A 19842-nucleotide genomic window follows, 5' to 3' on the forward strand; every position below is an offset into this window, starting at 1 on the left:
GGAAGCCGCCGGGAGAGATGGGGAAAGGGTGTGGCACCAAGGCTGCCACAGGCATTCGCCGGGCGTCAACCGCGCCCGGCGGCAGGCCCCGGCCCCGCCCGCTAGGCCGACGCTTCCCCGCGGCGCAAGGCGCGCTTGCCGAGCGCCCTGCTCCCGGCCGCGATCAAAAGCGCGATCGCCGTCAGCAGCCCTGCGACAGCGAAGGTCACCTGCATGCCCCAGGCCACCGCCTCCGGCGCGGCCTTGGCGATATCGCTTGCCGCAACCGCCGCGGCGAAGACCGCCCCCATGACCGACGCGCCGGTAACGAGGCCGAGATTGCGCGAGAGGTTGAGCAGGCCGGAGACGACACCGCGCCGGTCCGCCGCCACCTCAGCCATGACGGCCGTGTTGTTGGCCGCCTGGAACAGCTGATAGCCGGGCGTCAGCAGCGCGATCGCCGCGATATAGCCGGCAACACCGGCCAGACCGGGCAGAACGGCGAGCGCAACGCAGCCCGCGACCATCGCCACCAGACCGACCGAGACCACGGAGCGTGCACCCAGGCGATCGACGATGCGACCGGCGACCACGCCGCCGAAGGCCGAGATGACGGGACCGACCGACATGACGAGCCCGACCATCGCCGCATCGAGCCCCAGCCCGCGCGACAGATAAAACGGCCCGACCACCAGCGTCGCCATCATCACGGTCGAGACCAGCGCATTGGTCGAAATCCCCAGGCTCAGCGTCGGCTCACGAAACATCGCCAGCCGGATGAGTGGCGAGCCTACCTTCGTCTCGACCAGCAGGAACAGCCCAAGGCCGATGGCAGCCGCCAGGAGCAGCGCGACATTCAGAACGCCGAAGCTGCCGCGCCCCGCCGTCATCGCCAGCGCATAGGCGCCGAGCGAAAGCGCAAGCAGCAGCGTGCCGGCCAGATCGAAGCGCGGGCGCTCCCTGCCCTTGAGGCTTCGGTCTGCGGGCAGATACCGATGGGCAAGCACGAGCGCCAGGAGCCCCAGCGGCACGTTGACGAGGAAGATCGTCCGCCAGCCGGGGCCGGCAATCAGCGCGCCGCCGAGCGATGGCCCGAGCGCGGTGCCGATGGCCGACATGGTGCCGAGCAGGCCCATGGCGCTGCCGGTCTTCTCCTTCGCCACGGCCTCGCCGACAAAGGCCATGGTCAGCGCCATCATGATCGCCGCGCCGATCCCCTGCACCGCCCGTGCCGCGATCAGCAGCGCAAGGCTCGGCGTCAGGCCGCAAAGGACCGAGGCTGCGGTAAAGAGCGCGATGCCGGCAAGAAGCAGCCGCCGCCGGCCGACGATATCGCCGAGCCGCCCGACGCTTACGATCAGCGTGGTGATGGCAAGCAGATAGGCGAGCACCACCCATTGCACCGCCTGAAACGACGCGCCGAAGGCATCCGCCAGCGCCGGAAGCGCCACATTGGCGCTGCTGGTGCCAAGCGAAGAGAGCAGCATCGATAGCGACAGGCTGGCGAGCACCCAGCGAACCGGTGCGGCGGCGGGAGCGATGGCAGTCTTCGTGACGCTCATCGGCCACCTCCCGCGCGCGAGGCTTCGCGACGCCCGTTCCTGGCGCAAGAAATGGCGTTAAAACAAAGAGATATAGCGCCGTCATGAATCAAGATATGCGGCAATTGCTTCCGGTCAGACCGGGAAATCGGGGATGGTGCCGCATGCGTAAGCAGGTATGGGATCATCGGAAAACCCTCCAATTCGGTTCTCCGAAAAAATAGGCCCCGGCCGTACATGGCGGAAGGCGCAGCATTTGCACTTCATTCGTGCGTTCAACGCCACATCTGACATGAACTCATGTTATGAAGGACGATGACCAGACCGGATCTCAACCTGCTCGTGACCCTCGATGTGCTGCTTTCGGAAGGCAGCGTCGCCCGCGCCGCCCGGCGCCTGCAGCTCAGCCCCTCGGCCATGAGCCGGGCGCTGGCAAGGCTACGGGAGGCTACCGGCGATCCGCTCCTGGTGCGCGCCGGCCGCGGCCTCGTCCCCACACCACGGGCGCTGGAACTTCGCGGCCGCGTCGGCCCACTGGTGGAAGCGGCCGAAGCCTGCCTCCGCCCCGCCGAGAACCTCGACCTGAAGACGCTCACCCGCACCTTCACGCTCAGGAACCGCGAAGGTTTCGTCGAAAATTTCGGTCCTGATCTGATTGCCCGCGTCGGCGCCGAAGCCCCCGGCGTGCGCCTCCGCTTCGTGCAGAAGCTCGACCGGGACAGCAGTCCCTTGCGCGAAGGCGGCGTCGACCTCGAAACCGGTGTTGTCGGCGACATGACCGGCCCGGAACTTCGCGCCCAGGCCCTTTTCCACGACCGTTTCGTCGGGGTGATCCGCCCCGGCCATCCGCTGGCATCGGGCGAAATCACAACCGCCCGCTACGCTAAAGCCCGCCACGTCCAGATCTCGCGCCGTGGCAACGACACCGGCCCGATCGACACCGCCCTTCAGGCGGTCGGTCTCAGCCGTCAGATCGCAGCCTCCGTCGGCAGCTTCTCCGAGGCGTTAGCGCTCGCCCGCGCCACGGATCTCGTCGCCAGCGTGCCCGAACGCTACACCGGAACGCTGCGCCAAGACCTCGTCACCTTCCCGCTCCCCGTCGCGCTCCCCGAAATCACCATCTCGCTGCTCTGGCACCCGCGCCTGGATGCGGATCCGGCGCACAGGTGGTTAAGGGCGTGCGTGCGGGAGGTGTGCACCACGTAAGGTCCCGCTTACGTCCGGAGCAAAATGCCAGCCCCGTGGACTGACACCATCCGCGATGCGCCGCGCCGGAGACCTGCAGGGCCATGTCCGCCGCTGTTGCCTATGGCAGGCCATCGCGGTATCAGCCCAATCCCGGCCGCGAAGCGCCGCCTCGCCAGCGCAAGTCAAACCCGCACAGGAGAACGCGATGTTCGACCACGTCAAATTCGGTGTCCGCGACTATGCGGCAAGCCTCGACTTCTACCTGAAGGCGCTCGAACCGCTCGGCGTCTCCGTGGTCGATCATGGCGCCCACGGCGTGGAAATGAGCACGGACGGCAAGTCGTCGCTGTGCCTCTACCAGACCGAAGAAACGCCGGCGCACCTTCACCTCGCCTTCATGGCCGCGACCCGGCAGCAGGTCGACGCCTTCTACCAAGCAGCCCTTGCGGCCGGCGGCAAGGACAACGGCGCCCCCGGCCTGCGCCCGCGCTACCACGCCAACTATTACGCCGCCTTCGTCCTCGATCCGGACGGGCACAATATCGAGGCCGTCTGCCACGAGGCTGAGGCCTAAGCCTCGCGGACAGCGGCACCTGAGGCGCTCATGCGCTTTCCGAAAGGGACCCCTTGGCGACTGCCGGTGCCGCCTCGTACCAGCCCTTCGACCTGTTCACGATCCAGACGACCGACAGCATTACCGGCACCTCGATGAGCACCCCGACGACGGTGGCAAGCGTCGCGCCCGACTGGAAGCCAAAGAGGCTGATGGCAGCGGCAACGGCGAGCTCGAAGAAATTCGATGCTCCGATGAGGGCCGAGGGGCCGGCCACGCAATGCTTCTCGCCTGACAGGCGATTGAGCAGATAGGCCAGCCCGGCGTTGAAATAGACCTGTATGAGGATCGGCACTGCCAAAAGAGCAATGATGGTCGGCTGTGCGATGATCTGTTCGCCCTGAAAGCCGAACAGCAGCACCAGTGTCGCAAGCAGGGCGACCAGCGATATCGGCTGAACCTTCGCGAGGAACCGATCGAGACCTGACGACGATTCACCTACCTTGAGGTACTTGCGAAGCATCTGCGCGACGATCACAGGAACGACGATGTAGAGCACGACGGACAGGGTCAAGGTCGCCCATGGGACGGTAATCGCAGAGAGCCCGAGCAGAAGTCCGACGATCGGCGCGAAGCCGACGATCATGATCGCATCGTTGAGCGCCACCTGGGACAGGGTGAACAGCGGGTCGCCGCGCGTCAGGTTCGACCACACGAAAACCATCGCCGTACACGGTGCAGCCGCAAGGATGATCAGTCCGGCGATGTAGGAGTCGATCTGATCCGCAGGCAACAGCGGACGGAACAGCCAGCCGACGAACAACCAGCCAAGCAGCGCCATCGAAAACGGCTTGATCGCCCAATTGATGAAGAGCGTCACGCCGATGCCGCGCCAGTGGCGCCCCACCCCTGAAAGCGACTGGAAATCGATCTTCACCAGCATCGGGATGATCATGAGCCAGATGAGGGTCGCGACCGGGATGTTGACCTTCGCGATCTCTGCCGCGCCGATGGCCTGAAACACGCCGGGCAGGAGATGGCCAAGCGCGATACCAACGACGATGCAGACGGCAACCCACAGGGTCAGATAGCGCTCGAAGGCCGACATCACGAAGCACTCCGGCCGGTCGAGCCTTCCATGCCACCGATCTCGCGAAGCTGGCGCTCCAGCGCCATGCGATCGATCGAAGCCATCGGCAGGTTGATGAAAGCCGCAATCCGGTTCTTCAGGAATTTTGCGGCCTTCGCAAAAGCCTGTTGAATTTCGGCCTCGGTTCCTTTGACCTCGGCCGGGTCCTCGATACCCCAATGGGCGGTCATCGGATGGCCGATCCAGACCGGGCAAGCCTCGCCGGCCGCGCTGTCGCAAACCGTAAAGATGAAATCCATCCGTGGAGCATCAGCGCCGGAAAACACGTCCCAACTCTTCGAGTGCAGCCCGCCCGTCGGATAGCCGAGAGCGTCGAGTTCAAGGATGGCGTGCGGATTGACCTGCCCCTTCGGCTGGCTACCGGCCGAAAAGGCGCGGAAACGGTCCTTTCCCTCCTTGTTGAGGATGGCTTCGCCAAGAATGGAACGCGCGGAATTGCCCGTGCAAAGGAAGAGCACGTTGTAAACACGATCAGACATGGGTGTCCCTTTAGGTGGAGTGCTCGGGGAGAACGAGCTTCATCAAGGTTGCTGACGACGGGCAGAGCGAGGACGCCTGCCGGGTATTGAGAATTTCCGCCGGGGCCTCCGAACGCTCGATGCATCTGAAGCCGAGACGCTCGAAGAACGGCACCGCCGTTTCCGTGAGCAGAAACACCGATCTCATCGCGAACCGATAGCCGTGCCCGAACATGAGAGGTGGCAATCGGCTTCCGATACCGCGCCCTTGGTATTCCGGCAGGACGACGAGGGAACGCAGCAACGTATGCTGGCCACTCTGTTCCATACCGCCGTATCCGACGACCTTGCCGTGCGAATTGAAGGCAAAGAACTGACGTCCCTCCTCTTCAAGATCATCAACTGGAAGGTTTGCCGCCATCAATGCGGTCCGCAGCCCGGGGTCGCTTCCGGGAATGGGGTGCAAGTAGAGCTCTATCATCCTTTGGCCCCTGAAGGCGCACAACATGGCGCCACGGCGACCGCAGGCGCGCAAATCTCCGGATGCCCGCCGCAGCAGTCTTCCATGAGGAAACGGACCAGACCGCCGAGCGCATCGTAGTCTGCGCGATATATGATTGAACGGGATTCCCGTTGTTGCGTGATCAGGCCTGCCCGCTCCAATTCCTTGAGATGAAAGGAAATGTTCGAAGGCGACACCTCCACCCTTTCCGCCAGAGCACCCGCTGCCATACCGTCCGCGCCGGCGATGACCAGCAGACGGACGATCTGTAGGCGAGTCTCCTGCGAAAGCGCTCCGAAGGCAGAGAGGGCTTGACGCTCATCCATATTTCAATAATCCTTGAATCGTTGAAATGAGGATTAACCCAGATGAATGTTCTCGACAAGCCCAAAATCAGCGACCACGACCTCAACCTTTCCGACTTGCTCAGCGCGCTCCGGATCGCCGGGGATTTGCCGCTCGTATTTCACTACGATGGGCGTCAGGTGAAATCCGGCTACCATGTGACAGAGGTTAAGGCTGGCCAGTTCTCGGCCCTCGATTGTGCCGCCAATCCGGAGGCCTGGTCCGAGATCTTCGTGCAGCTATGGGATGTTGAGGAAGCCCGTCGAACGCACCTTTCCGCCGGAAAATTCTCGGCCATCGTCCGCAAGGTTTCCGAACACGTTCGCCTTAATGCCACGGCCCGCCTTACCTTCGAGGTCAGCGACGGCGTGCGTCCGATGCAGCTCTACTGCGCCGATGCTCCTGTCGTGAATGATGGCAGCATTCACGTTCACCTGGTGCCGAGGCCTGCCAGCTGCAAGCCGCGAGATCGCTGGCTTGCCGAAACCAGCCGCCCGACGGCATGTTGCGCGCCCAAAGCTTCGCCCGGCGCTTGCTGCGCTTGAGGCGATCCGCCACGGATGGACGGGGGGTCGTACCCGGGCCCGCCGGCCAGGCGAAACATTCGGTAGCAACAACCACCAGACCTGAGGCGCCCCCACCACATTCGTCGAGATGGCCGAACTGCCGGGCACCTCGGCGCGACGCCGGCGCGCAAGGAGTTTTTCGAAGCCCTCGTTTCGACCGGCATCATCGGCGGGCACGACCACGAGCTTGAGCCGGTGCGGTCGTCGGCTGATTGGGCGTATCGGCGGTCGAGGTGGCTTAAGGATCGGTCGCTTGCTACTTCCGGACCTCGATCACAAGCGGATAGCCCTCGTCGTCCCACTCCAGAAATCCGCCGGCAAAATAGTAGACATGCGTGTAGCCCCAGGCGATCGCCTTGGCCGACGCATAGGCGGCATGGGTGCAGTTTCGGCCCTGACAATAGAAGGCGACCTCGTCCGCCTTCCCCGCCACCTTGGCGAGGCTTTCCTTCGACAATCCGGTCAGGAGCGACAGGTTGACGGCCTTGGGGAGATGGCCATTGTCATAGGTGAGCGGCGCCCGCACATCGATGAAGGTCACGCCGCGCGCAAGCAGTGCCTTTACTTCCGCCACGTCGACCTTGATCGTTCGCTCGACGCTCAGTTCACCCTTCGCCATCGTCATGAGCTTGGCATAGTCGTCGAAGGCAAGGTCCGTGCCGGCGCCTTCAGGTAATCCGGCCTTGCGGAGCCCCTCCTGCAGCAGCGCGATGTAGGGCCTGTGGTAGCTGAACGCGCTGCCATACCAGTCATAGGCGCTTTCCTGGACGGTGAGCGGATCTCCCAAAGAGGACGCCGCCAGTTTGTTGTACTGGTCGGTCAGCCCCTGAATGTCGCCCGTGCGGCCGAGCTGTCCGTAGGCCGATATCAGCGTTGCATAGTCCCCCAAGAGGTCGGACCTTTTTCCGATCACCCGCTCGAAGGCGTCGGCGGCCTCGTCGTATTTGCCTTGAGAAAACAGCGAGACCGCGAGCATGCGCAGCGTTGCCCGGGCCGGATGGGGATCGAACCGCATTGCCAGGCGCGCCTCCTGTTCCGCCTCCGGCGCGCGTCCCGTCGCGTTGAGGATCCGCGCCATGCCGACATGGTTGTCGGGATCATTCGGCGCCAGCTTCATCGCCCGGTCGATGGCCGCGAAGGCTTCGTCATAACGCCCCTGCTGCGCAAGCACCTGCGCCGAGACGGCATAGGCAAGCGGCGTCGGCCGCTCCATCGCCTTCGCCAGGTTCCTGGCAAGGTTCCTGGACGCGGCTTCCCTGCGGGAAAAATCCCAGGACAGAATGCTCGCCCGCCAGTTTGCCGCCGCCAGCGACGCGTAGGCGCGGCTATAGTCCGGATCGAGAATGATCGCCTTCTGGAAGAATGCGGAAGCTGCGACCGTTTCAGCTTCGCTGTCCCGGCGCAGGTGCTCCCAGCCGCGCAACAAGGTATCGTAGGCCTGCGGGTTGGTCGTTTCCGGCACCGCAGCCACGCTTTTCTCGGCACTCGTCAGCTTCACGGACAGCGTCGAGACGATCTGTCCGATCACCTTGTCCTGCAGGCCGAACACGCCGCTCATTTCGCCATCGTAGCGCTCGGCCCAGAGGTGGTGCCCGTCGATCGCGTCGATCAACTGGGCATTGACCCGGACATGGCTCCCCTCGCGACGCACGCTGCCCTCGAGGATGTAGTGCACCCCCAGTTCCTCGGCCACCTGCTGCGCCTTCGTGGGCTTGCCCTTGTAGGCAAAGGTCGAGTTGCGCGCGATCACGAAGATGCCCGACAGCTTTGAAAGTTCGGTGATCAGGTCGTCGGTCATCCCGTCGACGAAATAGGTCTGCCCCGCATCGGAGCTGAGATTTTCGAAGGGCAGGACCGCGATCGACGGCGTTTGCGGCAGCGCCAGGGCCGTCCCTGCAACCGAGGCGGCGTCGGCGCTTTCGCGCCTCTGCGCCAGCCACGTCGCCGAAGCGGCTATGAGCATCAGGAGGACCAAGGCGGCCGCAACTCTCCAGCCGTAAAGGCTCTTCAGGTTGAAGCGCCTAGGCAGGGTCCCTCCCTCAAACCGCACCCGGTAGACGCGGACGGGCCGCTGGATGTTCTTCACGTGGTGCTCGCCGATGAATTCCAGCGGCAATTCGAACTTGCCCTGCAGGTGGTCGAAGGCAGTGCCGGATATGAACAATCCTCCAGGCTCGCACATCTGCTCGAGGCGGGCCGCGACGTTGACGCCATCGCCGAGCAGATCATCCCCGTCGACGACGACATCGCCGAGATTGATGCCCATGCGCAGCAGAAGCCGATGCTCCGGCCGAGCCTCCGTTTGGCGAGCGGCAACCTCATTCTGTGACGCGACGGCACAGGCGACGGCGTCGACGACGGAGCCGAACTCAACGATCGCACCGTCGCCCATGAGTTTGACGATGCGTCCGTGATAGTCTTCCCTGAGAGGATCGAAGATTTCGCAACGCCACGCCTTGATGGCCGCGAGCGTCCGGGCCTCGTCCGCCTCCATCAGTCGCGAGTAACCAACGATGTCCACGGCAAGAATTGCCACCAGCCGTCGTTCTGCGCGAACTGCTTCCATGACCACCTCTCCCGAAGGTGCAGAAGGCCTCGCTCATGCCTTGTCCCCGGGCGGAAACTCGGCGCTCTGACTTCAGAAGCCGGGCTTCATCGATCGAGCAGGAAGGACGCAGACCGGCTCTCACGCCCCCGCCCTGGTGAGCCCCTCGCGCAGATGCTGCGCATCGCTTTCCTGCGCATAATGCAGCGTGCCCAGAAACCTCTTTATCTCGAACTCCGGCGCCAGCGCCCGCACCTTCTCCATATGCGCGCCTGCGGCGATCGCATCGCCGAGCCAGCCGTAGCAGGCGGCGATGAAGGCGTGTTGGGTTTCGTCCATGCTCGAAAGGTGCATGAAGGCCTCGATCGCCTCGCCATATTGACGGGCGGCGAAATAGGCCTTGCCGAGGTGGCTCCAGAAGCGTTCCGGGTGGTGCGGATTGAGGCGCATGGCCTTGCGGATCCACTCCACCCCCTCCTCCGGCCGGCCGAGCCAAGTCAGAAGCTCGCCCTGCTGCACCACCACCAGATCGTAATTGGGGTTGAGAAAGAGCGCCCGCTCCTGGTGATAGCGCGCCGTGGTCAGCGCATTGTTGTTGACGTTGACGGCGGCAAGGATGCGGTGCACGTCGGCATCGTTGTCGTCGAGTGAAAGCGCCTGCTCGAGCTCGGCATTGACCTCGAGCCACGTCGCCTCCTTGTCTTCGCACCAGCCATAGACCCAGGCCTGGCCGAGAATGCAGGCCCGCCAGGCGTGCGCATGGGCATAGCCGGGGTCGAGCGAAACGGCTCGGTCGATCAGCGATTGCGCCTGGGCGTTGTCGGCAACGGTGCTGCGATGGTGCAGCACCTTGGCGGCCAGCGCACATTCGTAAGCCGCCATGTTTGCCGGCTTGGTGCGCGAGAGCTGGTCGCGCTGCGCGGCCTCCAGGCGCCCGGGCACGGTTGCGGCGATCGCCGCCGTCACCTCGTCCTGAATGGCAAAGATGTCGTCGAGCTGCCGGTCGTACTTGTCGGCCCAGATATGGGCGTCATTGACCGCGTCGATGAGCTGGACGGTGACGCGCACCCGCTCGCCGATCTTGCGCACGCTGCCTTCGACCAGATATTGCGCCCCGAGGCTCGCCGCCACCTCGCGCGCGTTTACCGACTGGTTCTTGTAGACGAAGGAGGAATTGCGCGAGATGACGAAGAGCTCGTGCCGGCGCGAAAGCTCGGTGATGATGTCTTCGGTCAGGCCGTCGGCGAAAAACTCCTGGTCCGGATCGCCGCTCATGTTGTCGAAGGGCAGCACGACGATAGTCGGCTTGCAGACGCCCTTTTTCGCGTCGCTCGCCCCCGTCGCGGCCGGAAGGTCCAGGCCCTCGAGAGCGATGCGGTAGAGGCGCACCGGCCGGCTGATGTTCTTCAGCGTCTTTTCTCCGAGATCTTCGATCGGCAATGCCAGCCGGTCGGCCACCTGCGTTGCTACCGCCGCGGTCACGCAGATGCCGCCGACCTCGGCCAGTTGCTCGGCCCGCGCGGCGATGTTGACGCCATCGCCGAAAATGTCGTCGTCCTCGAAGATGATGTCGCCGAGATTGATGCCGGTGCGGAATTCGATCCGCCGGTCCTCCGGCACGTCGGAGTTCCGCCGCTTCATGCGCTGCTGGATCTCGACGGCACATTTGACCGCGTCGGTCACGCTCTGGAATTCCACCAGCAGGCCGTCCCCGGTGGTCTTGATCAGCCGGCCCTTGTTCTTGGCGATCGCGGGATCGATGAGCTCGATGCGGTGGGTTCGAAGCCGCGCAAGCGTGCCCGCTTCGTCGGCCTCCATCAGCCGACTATAGCCGGCCATATCGGCCGCCAGCACTGCGGCGAGTCTTTGCTCCATGGGCTTGCCAAAAACGTTGAAAAGCGGCCCGTTCCGGACTTCCGGACCAAGGAGGTTCCCGGTGCAATACTATCGCACGGTCGGACATTCGCCTATCTAAATTAGCGAGTTCTGCCCCTCTATCGGCACGGCTCCGCAGCGCATCGAAGGCCCGATCGCAAGCGCACCTTGGCCATGGCAAGCTGGCACCAAGCGAGCACCGCAATCTTTCGTTGTAGCCAGTGCGAAAGTGCCTAATCTCTTGTCGTGCGGGGCCCCTCAGTGAGCCTCACCTGATCTGGGGTCGTGCAAGCACGACATGGGAGTACGGCATTGGAGATACCGCGGCACCTGCACATTACGGAAACAGACGGATGGCTCGTGAACCACCGTATCGACTCGGCCTTGCCCGGCTACCTCATGATCAGTTCGAAGACAGACACCAATGACCTGTCTGACTTGCCGGCGAGCGCGCTAAGCGAACTCGGTCCGTTGCTGGCAACCGCCCAAACCGCACTGAAGAAACTTCATGCTCACCGCGTCTACATAGGCCGGTATGGCCACATGCGCGGCTATCCAATCCATTTTCACGTGATCCCCATCTATCATTGGGTCGAGGCGTTATTCTGGGGGGATTCCCGATATCGCTTGCTTCAGAATTTCGCCGACACCCGGGAAGCATCGACGGATGGCGCCGAACTGACGCTGTTTGTCTGGCGCGAATTCTGCGAGCGGCCGGATCCGCCTCTCGCCGAAGGGCCAACGGTGCCTGAAACCGTGGAATTGTTGCGGCACGTCATGCGTCCGCCGGCGCAAACTTGAATCACGACCTCGAATTTCGTCAGCCCGCGCTTGACATTATTTGCCTATGGCAACTATTTATGTGCCAAAGGCAAATTCATAAAGGCGTCACCATGCCTCCGCAGCAAATCGACGACCTCGCCCTGACGGTGCGGCGCTTCAACCGCTTCTATACCCGCCAGATCGGCCTGCTTCACGAGCACCTGCTTGCCAGCGCCTTCTCGCTGACGGAGGTCCGTATTCTCTATGAACTGGCGCACCGGCCGGCGTTGACGGCGACAGATCTCTGCCGTGAACTCGGGCTTGACGCCGGCTATCTCAGCCGCGTCATCGCCGGCTTCGAGAAGAAAGGGCTGGTCGCCAAGACCCGCTCGCCGGCCGATGGCCGGGTTGTCCAGCTTGAACTGACGGAAGCGGGGCGCGAAACGCTTCAGCCCCTGGAGGATGCGTCGCAGCGCGAAGTGATCGCCATGCTGGAAAAGCTTTCCGTGCCGGAACAGCGGCAATTGGTCGGCGCGATGGTAGAGATCGAGAGCCTGCTTGCCGACGAGCGGACACCGGGCTTTGTCCTGCGTGATCCGCAGCCGGGCGACATGGGCTGGGTGATCCACCGCCAGGGTGCGCTCTATGCCGAGGAATACGGCTGGACCACCGAGTTCGAGGCGCTGGTCGCCGAGATCGTGGTCAAATACATGCGCGAATACGACCCGGCATCGGACCGGTGCTGGATCGCCGAAAAGGACGGCAAGGTCGTCGGCTCGGTGTTTCTCGTCCGGCATGACGAAACAACGGCAAAGCTCCGGCTGCTCTATGTCGAGCCGAGCGCCCGCGGCCTCGGCATCGGCCGCCGCCTGGTCGAGGAATGTATGCGCCACGCCCGGCTTCTGGGCTATACACGCATGATACTCTGGACCAATGCCGGCCTCGACGCCGCCCGCCACATCTACGAGAAGGCCGGTTTCGCGCTGGTCGAGGAAGAACAGCATTACAGCTTCGGCAAGGACCTCACCGGCCAGACGTTTGCACGGGATCTGTGAGGCAGGCGCAGGCCGGAAGCAGGCCGCTTTTATGCCGCCAGATCACCGCCCTCGCCGCGCCCGAGCAGATGCGCTGCCGAGCGCCAGGCGTGGTGCGCCATCCGCTCGAGCCGGCGCACGGCGTCGATCTCGGTAAAGGCATCGGCGGCGGTGAGATTTCCCGGGGCAACGGAGGCGAGCGTCATGGCGCGGTGCTCCCGCTGCAGCGCGTCGAGCGCCGTCGCCGCACGCTGCGCCTCGGCGAGTGCGGCGGCGATATCGGACGAAACGGTCCAGGCGATCGGGGCTGCCCGGTCGCTCAGCGCCGATTCCGCTGTGATCGAGCCGCCGATCACCTCCGCCGCCCGCATGGCATTGAAGCAAAGTTCGGCCACGTTCCGGTCCGCCGACGTGCCATTCGGCTCGGCCGCAGCCCCATGATCTGCCAGGGTTTCCACCAGGCGGGAAGCGTGGTCGAGTGCGTGCAGCGTGCTCGTCAGGCGGTGACGCTCGGCCTCCGTCTCCGGCGGCTCCGTTAGCTCCGAGAGAAAGTCCCTGATCTTTTCGAGCGCTACGGCGGCAGCCTGCGCGCTCTCGGGCGTCAAGCGCCCGCCCCCGGAAACCGCCGCGGAGACGTCGCCGGCCACCGTCTTCAGAACGGCGGCGACGACCCGCCGGGCGGTCTCGACCGCAACCACGGGGTTTGCCAGAGTGCTCGGATCGAGCGCGCGCTCGAGCGCCGTCTGCCGGGAAGGCAGCAGCCACTCGACCGCCCGCGTGAACCATCGCGTTGCCGGCAGCAGCACGGCAACGCCCACGACGTTATAGGCCGTGTGATAGGCGGCAAGCAGCGTCATGCCGTCGACGGAAGCCGAGAATGTTTTCATCAGCGCTACGGTAAACGGGAAGGCGGCGATCGCGATCAGTGCCGCAATCAGCTTGAAGAGCACATAGGCAAGCGCCAGGCGCTTGGCCGTCGTGCTGGCACCAATGGCAGCCAGCGCCGAGCTCGTCGCGGTGCCGATGTTCTGGCCGATGATCAGCGCGGCCCCCTGCTCCAGCCCGACGGCACCGGCATAGAAGGCCGAAATGGTGACGGCGATGGCAGCCGTCGAAGATTGCATGACCGCAGTCATCGCAAGGCCGACGACGATCAGCGTCAGCAGGCCGACCGAGCCTGCCGCCCAGCCGACATCGGGCATGCCGAGCACGGCGGGCAAATCGGAGGGGTTGAGGCTTTCGGCAAGGCCGCCCATGCCCTGCTGCAGCGTCGTCAATCCATAGAGCACAAGCGCGAAACCGGCGAGCGCGCCGCCGGCCGCCGCAATCCTCCCGCCGCCGAGCAGCCTCATCAGCGCACCGAGGAAGATCAACGGTAGCGCATAGCTCGACAGCGAAACCCGAACCCCGATCAGCGCCACCAGCCAGCCCGTTCCGGTCGTGCCGACATTGGCGCCGAAGACGAGGCCGAGCCCCTGCGGAAAGGTCAGCAGGCCGGCGCTGACAAGCCCGATCGTCGTCATCGTCACGGCGCTCGACGATTGCACCAGCAGTGTTACCACCGCGCCCCAGAGCGCGCCTGAAAGTGGCGTCGCCGCCGCCTTGCCGAGCACGGTGCGCAGCGCCGATCCCGCCAGCGCCTTCAGGCCGTCGGTCATGACGGTCATGCCGAGCAGGAACAGCCCGACGCCGCCGAGAATGGCAATTGCTGTCGACATGCGCGCACCTCGCCTGCGAAGCGAACATGGCTTTGGCCATGGAACCCACAATGCAGCCGGAAATCGCGCGGAGGAAGTACGTAACCGTAACGCCGCGTATTCCCGGGCACGGCCCAGATTCATGCGCCCTGCGACAGCAGGGCGCGGCGCTCACGCCGGAGCCGAAGGAATACCCGGGAACCGGCGCGAAGATACCGCGCCGGCCCCTTCACTCGGATGCGGGTGCCAGTTTCCGGCTGATCGACGCGCCGGTGACGAGGCTGAACGCCCCGCCGCAAAGCCGATAGAACCCATCCTGCGGCACCGGCAGCTCCAGCATTTCCCGCCTGGAGAGGCCGGCATAGACGCCGCGCAGCAGCCGGCCGAACAGCCCATGGGAAATCGCGACCGTCGGCCGCCGGATATCCGCAAGCCAGCTTTTCGCCCGTGTGCAGGCGGCATCGAAGCTCTCCCCATCCGGCGAGCGGAAGTACCAGTCGAAGACATCGGAACCATCGAGTTGGCCCGGATACTCCATGTCGATCTCGAACTTGGTCATGCCATCCCAGCATCCGACGGAAACCTCCATCAACCGCGCGTACTCGCGGCTCGCAAGCGGCAGCACCCGCTGTATCCTTTCGGCAGTTTCGCGGGTCCGGCCGAGCGGGCTCACATGCATTTCGAAAGCTTGAGTCTCGCCTTCGATTTCCGCACGAAGGAGATTGGCGACGAAATCCGCCTGCTCGACGCCACGCGTCGTCAGCGGCGAATCCTGTTGCCCCTGGAAGCGGCCGAGCGTGTTCCAGACGGTTTCGCCGTGGCGCAGAAGATAGATCAAGAGCTGGCCTTCCTTCAAAATTTGTGGCTATCGGTTGCTGACGTTCGAACCGATGTTCGCAGATGCCTTGCCGCCGCAACGCGCCAAGGCCAGGGTCTCACCGTAGCGATTGCCGTCATCTTCAGCGCGACAGGTCCCAATACTCCACCTGATCGCGTTGACCGAAGGCCACTTCGATGGCAACCGCCGCCGCAGATTTGGGCTGCTCGATCACACACAGCACATAGTAGGTCACATCCGGAAGCGGATTGTGCTCCGGTTCATCGTGTCGGGAGCACATCGCGTAACGCATCCGATCGACTTCCCTTGCTCCTGCTTCGATAAAGACGCGCCGAGTGTGGTTCGCGACAGGGTAGTTGCTGACCTTGGCAATCTCGCGCTTCGATTGCATGGCTGTAGTTACCTTCAGGCCACGACAAGACGTACAGTATTTGCTTTATCTGGCGCGTGGCCAGAAACGCTCCGAATGTTCCGCATTGCTCCCCCACCAGTCCGCTCTCCTTCACGACATCAGCGTCGATGGGGTGCTGAGAAGAGGCATGGAAAGTCAGGATTCTATGAGCGAACGTGACCGACCGCATTGTTACTCCGTCATACTCGCGGGGAAGCCCCCTCATTCCATTCGGCGACTTGGGCTTGAGAGATCGGGCTTGCCGGGAGGCGCGATACGTTCAACGCCAGCGAAAGAGCATAAGCAGTTAGGAATACATACGGCCAACGGATGCCGAACCTCCATCGGCCAATGACCGCTAGAAAAGCAGGAATTAGCATTTGTATTGCCAGCCATGGCAGCCAATCAGCGGTGTTCCAATAGAGTTCTCCCCAGACTGCGCTCAATATGTCGATCATCATAACTCAGCGATTGTGAAAGCGGACGAAATGCTCGCGCCCGGCTTGCGAATCGCGAGCGCAGTTTTTGGTTGTATTTGTCTTGTTTGCAACGAGCAACGCGGCTAACGGGTCGTTCGCCTAATCCACCGGATCCAAAATATCAGGCGTATCGTTCTTCGGCGAGCCGACCTTGCTCCCGATCTTCCACATGGTCATCAGCTCAGGCGGAAACGGCTTCATCAGATCGGGCGCTTCCGGCTCGGGCGAAAGCCAGCGCTCATAATCGTCGGGGTTGAGGATCACCGGCATCCGGTCGTGGATGTCGGCCATCATGGCGTTGGCATCGGTGGTGACGATCGCAAAGGTGCGGATGTCCTCGTCGGTATCGGGGTTGCGCCAGCTCTCCCAGATGCCGGCAAGGCAGAAGGGCTCGCCCGTCTTCATGGCGATCGCGTAGGGCTGCTTGTCCTTGCCGGTGCCGTGAATGTCCTTCCACTCGAAGAAGCCGTCGATCGGCACCAGGCAGCGCCGGCGCTGATAGCTCGATCGGAACTTGCTGGCGATCGTGTCGGAGCGCACATTGACGAGCGGCCGCCCCGCCTTCGGGTCCTTCGTCCAGCTCGGGATCAGCCCCCAGCGCGCCGAAACGAAGACCGGGCCGAAGAGATCGGGATCGCGGATCACGTCGCGGATGATGATCGGATAGATCAGCGTCGGCGCACCGTTATAGCGCGGAAACTGGTTGGCGATCGCTTCGACGCTGCCGCGTGTCGCGAAACCAAAGGCGCGCAATAGTCCCTCGAGATTGGTCTTCAGATAGACGCGTCCGCACATGGTGGCTGCTCTCCGCAGAGTTTCCAGGCTCGCATTCAGGAGTATGAGGATGCAGCAGTTCGATGCCCGTGGGCAAGCGCTGGCCTTGCGAAGGCAATTTAGGCCGCCCACAAAACCACAGGGCGGCCATTGCCAGAAAAACGATCCAGGCCGCCAAGCCGGTTCGGCGACCGGCCGGCGGCGTCACTTCACCTCTTCGAAATCCGCCGGCTTCCAGCTGCCGTCAAAGGCCGGGCCTTCGGGGCCGTAGATGCGGATATAGGCAAACCAGCCGCGGCCGGGCACGGTCTTGATGAAGCGGTTGTCACTGCCCTTTGGCGCTTCTGGGCCGAAATAGAGATCGACCGGCTCGGTCCCCTTCACGTCCTTCAGCTCGAACAGCGAGCGCAGCGCCGCCTTGTCCTGGTCGGTCTGCACCTCCGAGCGGGTCTGGGCGTCATAGACGGTGACTGACCAGAAGAGCTTGCCGGGAACCGGCTGCGGGATCGAAAGCCTGTAGGTCTTGCCGCCGTCGAGATAGGCGCCGGTGCCGTCGCGCGCGCCGAGCCAATAGAGCGAGCCGGCACCGGCGGTGCGCCGGAACATCGCCGGGGAAGTCACGATTGCCTGGGCGAACCAGCGGTCGCGGGCTTCCATATCGACCCCCGCCTTCGTCTCGAACTGGGCGCTGTCGGGCACCAGCCCCGCCCATTCCCACTTGCGGTCTGACCAGGCGAACCGATCCGGGCGGCTGCTGTCGAAGGCGGACACGAGCAATTGGTCGCGGCCCTCGCGCGCGGCTTTTTCGAGGATCGCCGTCATCCGCTCATCCGGGTTGAAGTCCTTGCCCTTCTCGATACCGAGAGCTGAGAGGAGGCCGTACATCGGCAGGTACTTCTCGACGATCGGCTCCTGCTGGATGATCTCATTCAGCTTCTGCCAGAACTGGATGTTGTCCTCCCACTTGAGCGAGGTGCTGTCCATCGCCATTTCGGTGGTGTCGACAACCTTGATCGGCTTCGGATCGGCAGCCTCCGCCAGCGGATAGATCTTGATCGCCTTCAACGCCTCGAGCGCTTTCTGCTGATCGCCGCCGACAGGCAGCGCCCGCACCGCGGCCACGTTCTTGTAGGTGGGCGTATGGCCGACCAGATAACCCTCGGGAATGGCGCCCTTGTAGTCCGGGCCGACGATCAGGTGTTTGCCGCCCTTGCCGGCGTCCGGGCCGGGAATGCCCATGTCCTGCACCCAGCCCTGGTTGTGATCGTTGACGAGGCCGATATAGGCTCCCTCGCGCAGCTCGATCACCATTGGCCCCTTGGAAACGTCGATCGTCGCCGAGCCATAGGGCGTGTCTGAATTCAGGGTGAAGCCCACCTGGCGCGGACCGGCGGCCGCAACACCCATCGCCTCGTTGTCGTTGATGCCGACGGCGCGGTTGCCGTTGAAGATACCCTCGACGGAAACCGTCGGGTACCAGAAGCGATAGGCGGTGATCGCACGCTGCAGGTCCGCGTCGTCATAGGCCCTGGCGCTTGTCTCGGCCGTCGGGAACCCCTGCTCGAAGGTGTAGCCGGATGTCCCGTTCGCCCATGCAGGCGCGCCCTGGATCAGGCTGACGGATGCCAAGGCGGCGAGGATGAACATGGTCTTGGCTTTAGAATGCGCCACGATGGCCTCCATTGCGTTCATTGGATATCGGCATGGTCGTCACTGCCACCTTCATGGCATCTTCTCGACGTCCGGCAGCTTCCACGTCTTCTCGAACAGCGGCTTTTCCGGTCCGTAGAGCCGGAAGAGCAGTTCGAACTTGCGGGCGGGATCGACCGGCACCCAGTTCGCCTCCTTGCCGTCAGGCGCCTTGGCGCCGAAATAGACATCCACCGAGCCATCGGCGTTCTTCTCTACGCCCTTTCCGATCGAGGCGACGCTGGCCTTCGCCATGTTGCGGATCAGCGCATGTGTTTCGCGATCATAGGCCGTCACCGACCAATATTGCTTGACCGGAGCATCCTTCGGCACCACGAGCTTGTAGCTGGCGGCGCCATCGAAAGCGTTGCCGTCCTTGTCCCTGTTGGTCATCAGATAGAATTGCGCCGTGCCGATGTGTTTGATGCCGGTGAAGCCGAGCGTGTAGGTCACGCCGCGGGCATCGACCGGATAGCTGTTCTGGTCCGTATAGGCGTCCGATGCGGCGGCGACCATGTCCGGCAGGCCGGCCGGAAACCAGCGAATGCCCTCGTTGATCACAGGGAAGCCGGCGTCATAGCGCGCGGAAAGCTCGGCCTTGGCTTCGGCCGCCGCGGCGTCGAGCAGCCCCTTCGTCTCAGCGCTTGGCTTGTAGGGTTTGCCCTTCTCGATCCCAAGCGACTTCAAATGATCGATCATGATCCGGTCACGGTTGAGCCATGGCTCGGTCTGCACGACGCGGTCGAGGTTTTCAAAGAAGCTTGCGTCAAAGCGGATGGTGCTGTCGAACAGCACGTCATAGGCGTCGGTAAAGGTCGTCGCCGGCGGCTTGGAAGCCTCGGACATCCGGTAGATCTTGACCGTCTTGCCATAGGCGACCGACTTTTCGATATCGGCGTCGGCATGGCTCTTGAGATTGGAGCGCAATAGCGCAAAGCCGGTGAAGGTGTCCGAGCGGAGCGGGATGAAACCTTCCGGCACCTCGCCCATATAGTCCGGCGGCAGGATCAGGTACTTGCCGCCCTTGCCCTTGTCCGCCCCTTCCGGCCCGGCGTCCTCCAGCGGCATCTGCCAGGCGTTGACGATATTGCCGGCGATCGATCCGCCTTCGGCCGGCGGGATCTCGATGATGATGGGTCCGTCCTTCACGTTCCAGAACGACATCAGATAGATCGAATCCGGATTGGGCGTCAGCGTCTGGTTCTTCCAGTTCACCGGGCGCGACCAGTAGACGATCTCGTTGGTCTTGGCCTTGGTCTTCGAAAGCATCTCCTGCAGCATCAGGTCGGCGTTGACCGCCGGCATACCCCAGATAACGGCGTCCGTCGCCCGGCGTTCGATGGCGCGGCGCTGGAGGTCTTCAGGTAAGAGGTCCTGTGCCGATACGCTGACCGTCCCGGCAAGGAGCGCAAGCGCTGTAAAGGCAACCCGAAGCATGTGGATCCTCACTTTCGACGTTTGAAAGCCTGGGCACCA

Annotated in this window: 18 protein-coding genes; 5 read left to right on the forward strand and 13 right to left on the reverse strand. The window is 63.6% G+C overall.

The genetic code is table 11. The features are described from left to right. Nucleotides 1–101 precede the first annotated feature (101 nt). Nucleotides 102–1541, reverse strand: coding sequence for an MFS transporter (locus LAC81_RS10780; RefSeq protein WP_223724770.1), 1440 nt, complete (start codon nucleotides 1539–1541; stop codon nucleotides 102–104). 294 nt (nucleotides 1542–1835) lie between these two features. Here LAC81_RS10780 and LAC81_RS10785 point away from each other — a divergent pair, with 294 nt between their 5' ends. Both LAC81_RS10785 and LAC81_RS10790 read left to right on the forward strand, forming a co-directional pair. Continuing rightward, entirely contained in the window at nucleotides 1836–2726 is an 891-nt protein-coding gene (locus LAC81_RS10785) for a LysR family transcriptional regulator (protein WP_223724771.1), read from the forward strand. Nucleotides 2727–2913: 187 nt separating this feature from the next. Continuing rightward, on the forward strand, nucleotides 2914–3282 hold the full coding sequence (locus LAC81_RS10790; protein WP_223724772.1) for a VOC family protein: 369 nt from the start codon (nucleotides 2914–2916) through the stop codon (nucleotides 3280–3282). A 28-nt stretch (nucleotides 3283–3310) separates the two neighbouring features. Here the strand turns inward: LAC81_RS10790 and arsB are convergent, their stop codons facing one another. Genes arsB through LAC81_RS10810 form a run of 4 tightly spaced genes read right to left on the reverse strand, consistent with a single transcriptional unit; the run spans nucleotide 3311 to nucleotide 5697 of the window. After that, nucleotides 3311–4369, reverse strand: coding sequence for an ACR3 family arsenite efflux transporter (gene arsB / locus LAC81_RS10795; protein WP_223724773.1), 1059 nt, complete (start codon nucleotides 4367–4369; stop codon nucleotides 3311–3313). Continuing rightward, a complete protein-coding gene (locus tag LAC81_RS10800; RefSeq protein ID WP_223724774.1) occupies nucleotides 4369–4890 on the reverse strand; it encodes an arsenate reductase ArsC in 522 nt (173 codons plus the stop codon). Before LAC81_RS10800 ends, arsB begins: the two co-directional genes overlap by 1 nt. Before the next feature lie 10 nt (nucleotides 4891–4900). After that, nucleotides 4901–5290, reverse strand: a complete 390-nt coding sequence (gene arsN2, locus LAC81_RS10805; protein WP_235693164.1) for an arsenic resistance N-acetyltransferase ArsN2 — start codon at nucleotides 5288–5290, stop codon at nucleotides 4901–4903. A gap of 56 nt (nucleotides 5291–5346) precedes the next feature. Next, nucleotides 5347–5697, reverse strand: a complete 351-nt coding sequence (locus LAC81_RS10810; protein ID WP_223724776.1) for an ArsR/SmtB family transcription factor — start codon at nucleotides 5695–5697, stop codon at nucleotides 5347–5349. A gap of 42 nt (nucleotides 5698–5739) precedes the next feature. On the opposite strand from LAC81_RS10810, the gene LAC81_RS10815 reads away from it, so the two are divergent. After that, nucleotides 5740–6261 carry a DUF6428 family protein gene (locus LAC81_RS10815; RefSeq protein WP_223724777.1) on the forward strand — a complete coding sequence of 174 codons (522 nt, stop codon included), beginning with the start codon at nucleotides 5740–5742 and terminating at the stop codon, nucleotides 6259–6261. Between the two features lie 277 nt (nucleotides 6262–6538). On the opposite strand, the gene LAC81_RS10820 is transcribed toward LAC81_RS10815, so the two are convergent. Next, the gene (locus LAC81_RS10820; protein WP_223724778.1) at nucleotides 6539–8848 is read right to left on the reverse strand and encodes a rhodanese-like domain-containing protein; all 2310 of its coding nucleotides are present in this window, start codon (nucleotides 8846–8848) and stop codon (nucleotides 6539–6541) included. A 120-nt stretch (nucleotides 8849–8968) separates the two neighbouring features. Beyond that, nucleotides 8969–10702, reverse strand: a complete 1734-nt coding sequence (locus tag LAC81_RS10825) for an adenylate/guanylate cyclase domain-containing protein (RefSeq protein ID WP_223724779.1) — start codon at nucleotides 10700–10702, stop codon at nucleotides 8969–8971. A gap of 312 nt (nucleotides 10703–11014) precedes the next feature. On the opposite strand from LAC81_RS10825, the gene LAC81_RS10830 reads away from it, so the two are divergent. After that, a complete protein-coding gene (locus LAC81_RS10830; protein ID WP_223724780.1) occupies nucleotides 11015–11503 on the forward strand; it encodes an HIT family protein in 489 nt (162 codons plus the stop codon). Nucleotides 11504–11595: 92 nt separating this feature from the next. Then, nucleotides 11596–12519: a bifunctional helix-turn-helix transcriptional regulator/GNAT family N-acetyltransferase gene (locus LAC81_RS10835; RefSeq protein WP_223724781.1), complete on the forward strand. Its 924-nt coding sequence runs from the start codon at nucleotides 11596–11598 to the stop codon at nucleotides 12517–12519. 29 nt (nucleotides 12520–12548) lie between these two features. Here the strand turns inward: LAC81_RS10835 and LAC81_RS10840 are convergent, their stop codons facing one another. The 6 genes from LAC81_RS10840 to LAC81_RS10865 form a co-directional block, all read right to left on the reverse strand. Next, on the reverse strand, nucleotides 12549–14216 hold the full coding sequence (locus LAC81_RS10840) for a Na/Pi cotransporter family protein (RefSeq protein WP_223724782.1): 1668 nt from the start codon (nucleotides 14214–14216) through the stop codon (nucleotides 12549–12551). A 208-nt stretch (nucleotides 14217–14424) separates the two neighbouring features. Beyond that, on the reverse strand, nucleotides 14425–15033 hold the full coding sequence (locus LAC81_RS10845) for a histidine phosphatase family protein (protein WP_223724783.1): 609 nt from the start codon (nucleotides 15031–15033) through the stop codon (nucleotides 14425–14427). A 121-nt stretch (nucleotides 15034–15154) separates the two neighbouring features. Further along, on the reverse strand, nucleotides 15155–15424 hold the full coding sequence (locus LAC81_RS10850) for a hypothetical protein (protein WP_223724784.1): 270 nt from the start codon (nucleotides 15422–15424) through the stop codon (nucleotides 15155–15157). A 578-nt stretch (nucleotides 15425–16002) separates the two neighbouring features. Beyond that, nucleotides 16003–16698 (reverse strand): SOS response-associated peptidase, encoded by a 696-nt coding sequence (locus LAC81_RS10855; RefSeq protein WP_223724785.1) that lies wholly within the window; start codon nucleotides 16696–16698, stop codon nucleotides 16003–16005. Between the two features lie 183 nt (nucleotides 16699–16881). Beyond that, nucleotides 16882–18348, reverse strand: coding sequence for a DUF1254 domain-containing protein (locus LAC81_RS10860; protein ID WP_223724786.1), 1467 nt, complete (start codon nucleotides 18346–18348; stop codon nucleotides 16882–16884). 51 nt (nucleotides 18349–18399) lie between these two features. Continuing rightward, nucleotides 18400–19803 carry a DUF1214 domain-containing protein gene (locus tag LAC81_RS10865; protein ID WP_223724787.1) on the reverse strand — a complete coding sequence of 468 codons (1404 nt, stop codon included), beginning with the start codon at nucleotides 19801–19803 and terminating at the stop codon, nucleotides 18400–18402. Nucleotides 19804–19842: the final 39 nt, after the last annotated feature.

Source organism: Ensifer adhaerens (assembly GCF_020035535.1).
GTDB lineage: Bacteria > Pseudomonadota > Alphaproteobacteria > Rhizobiales > Rhizobiaceae > Ensifer.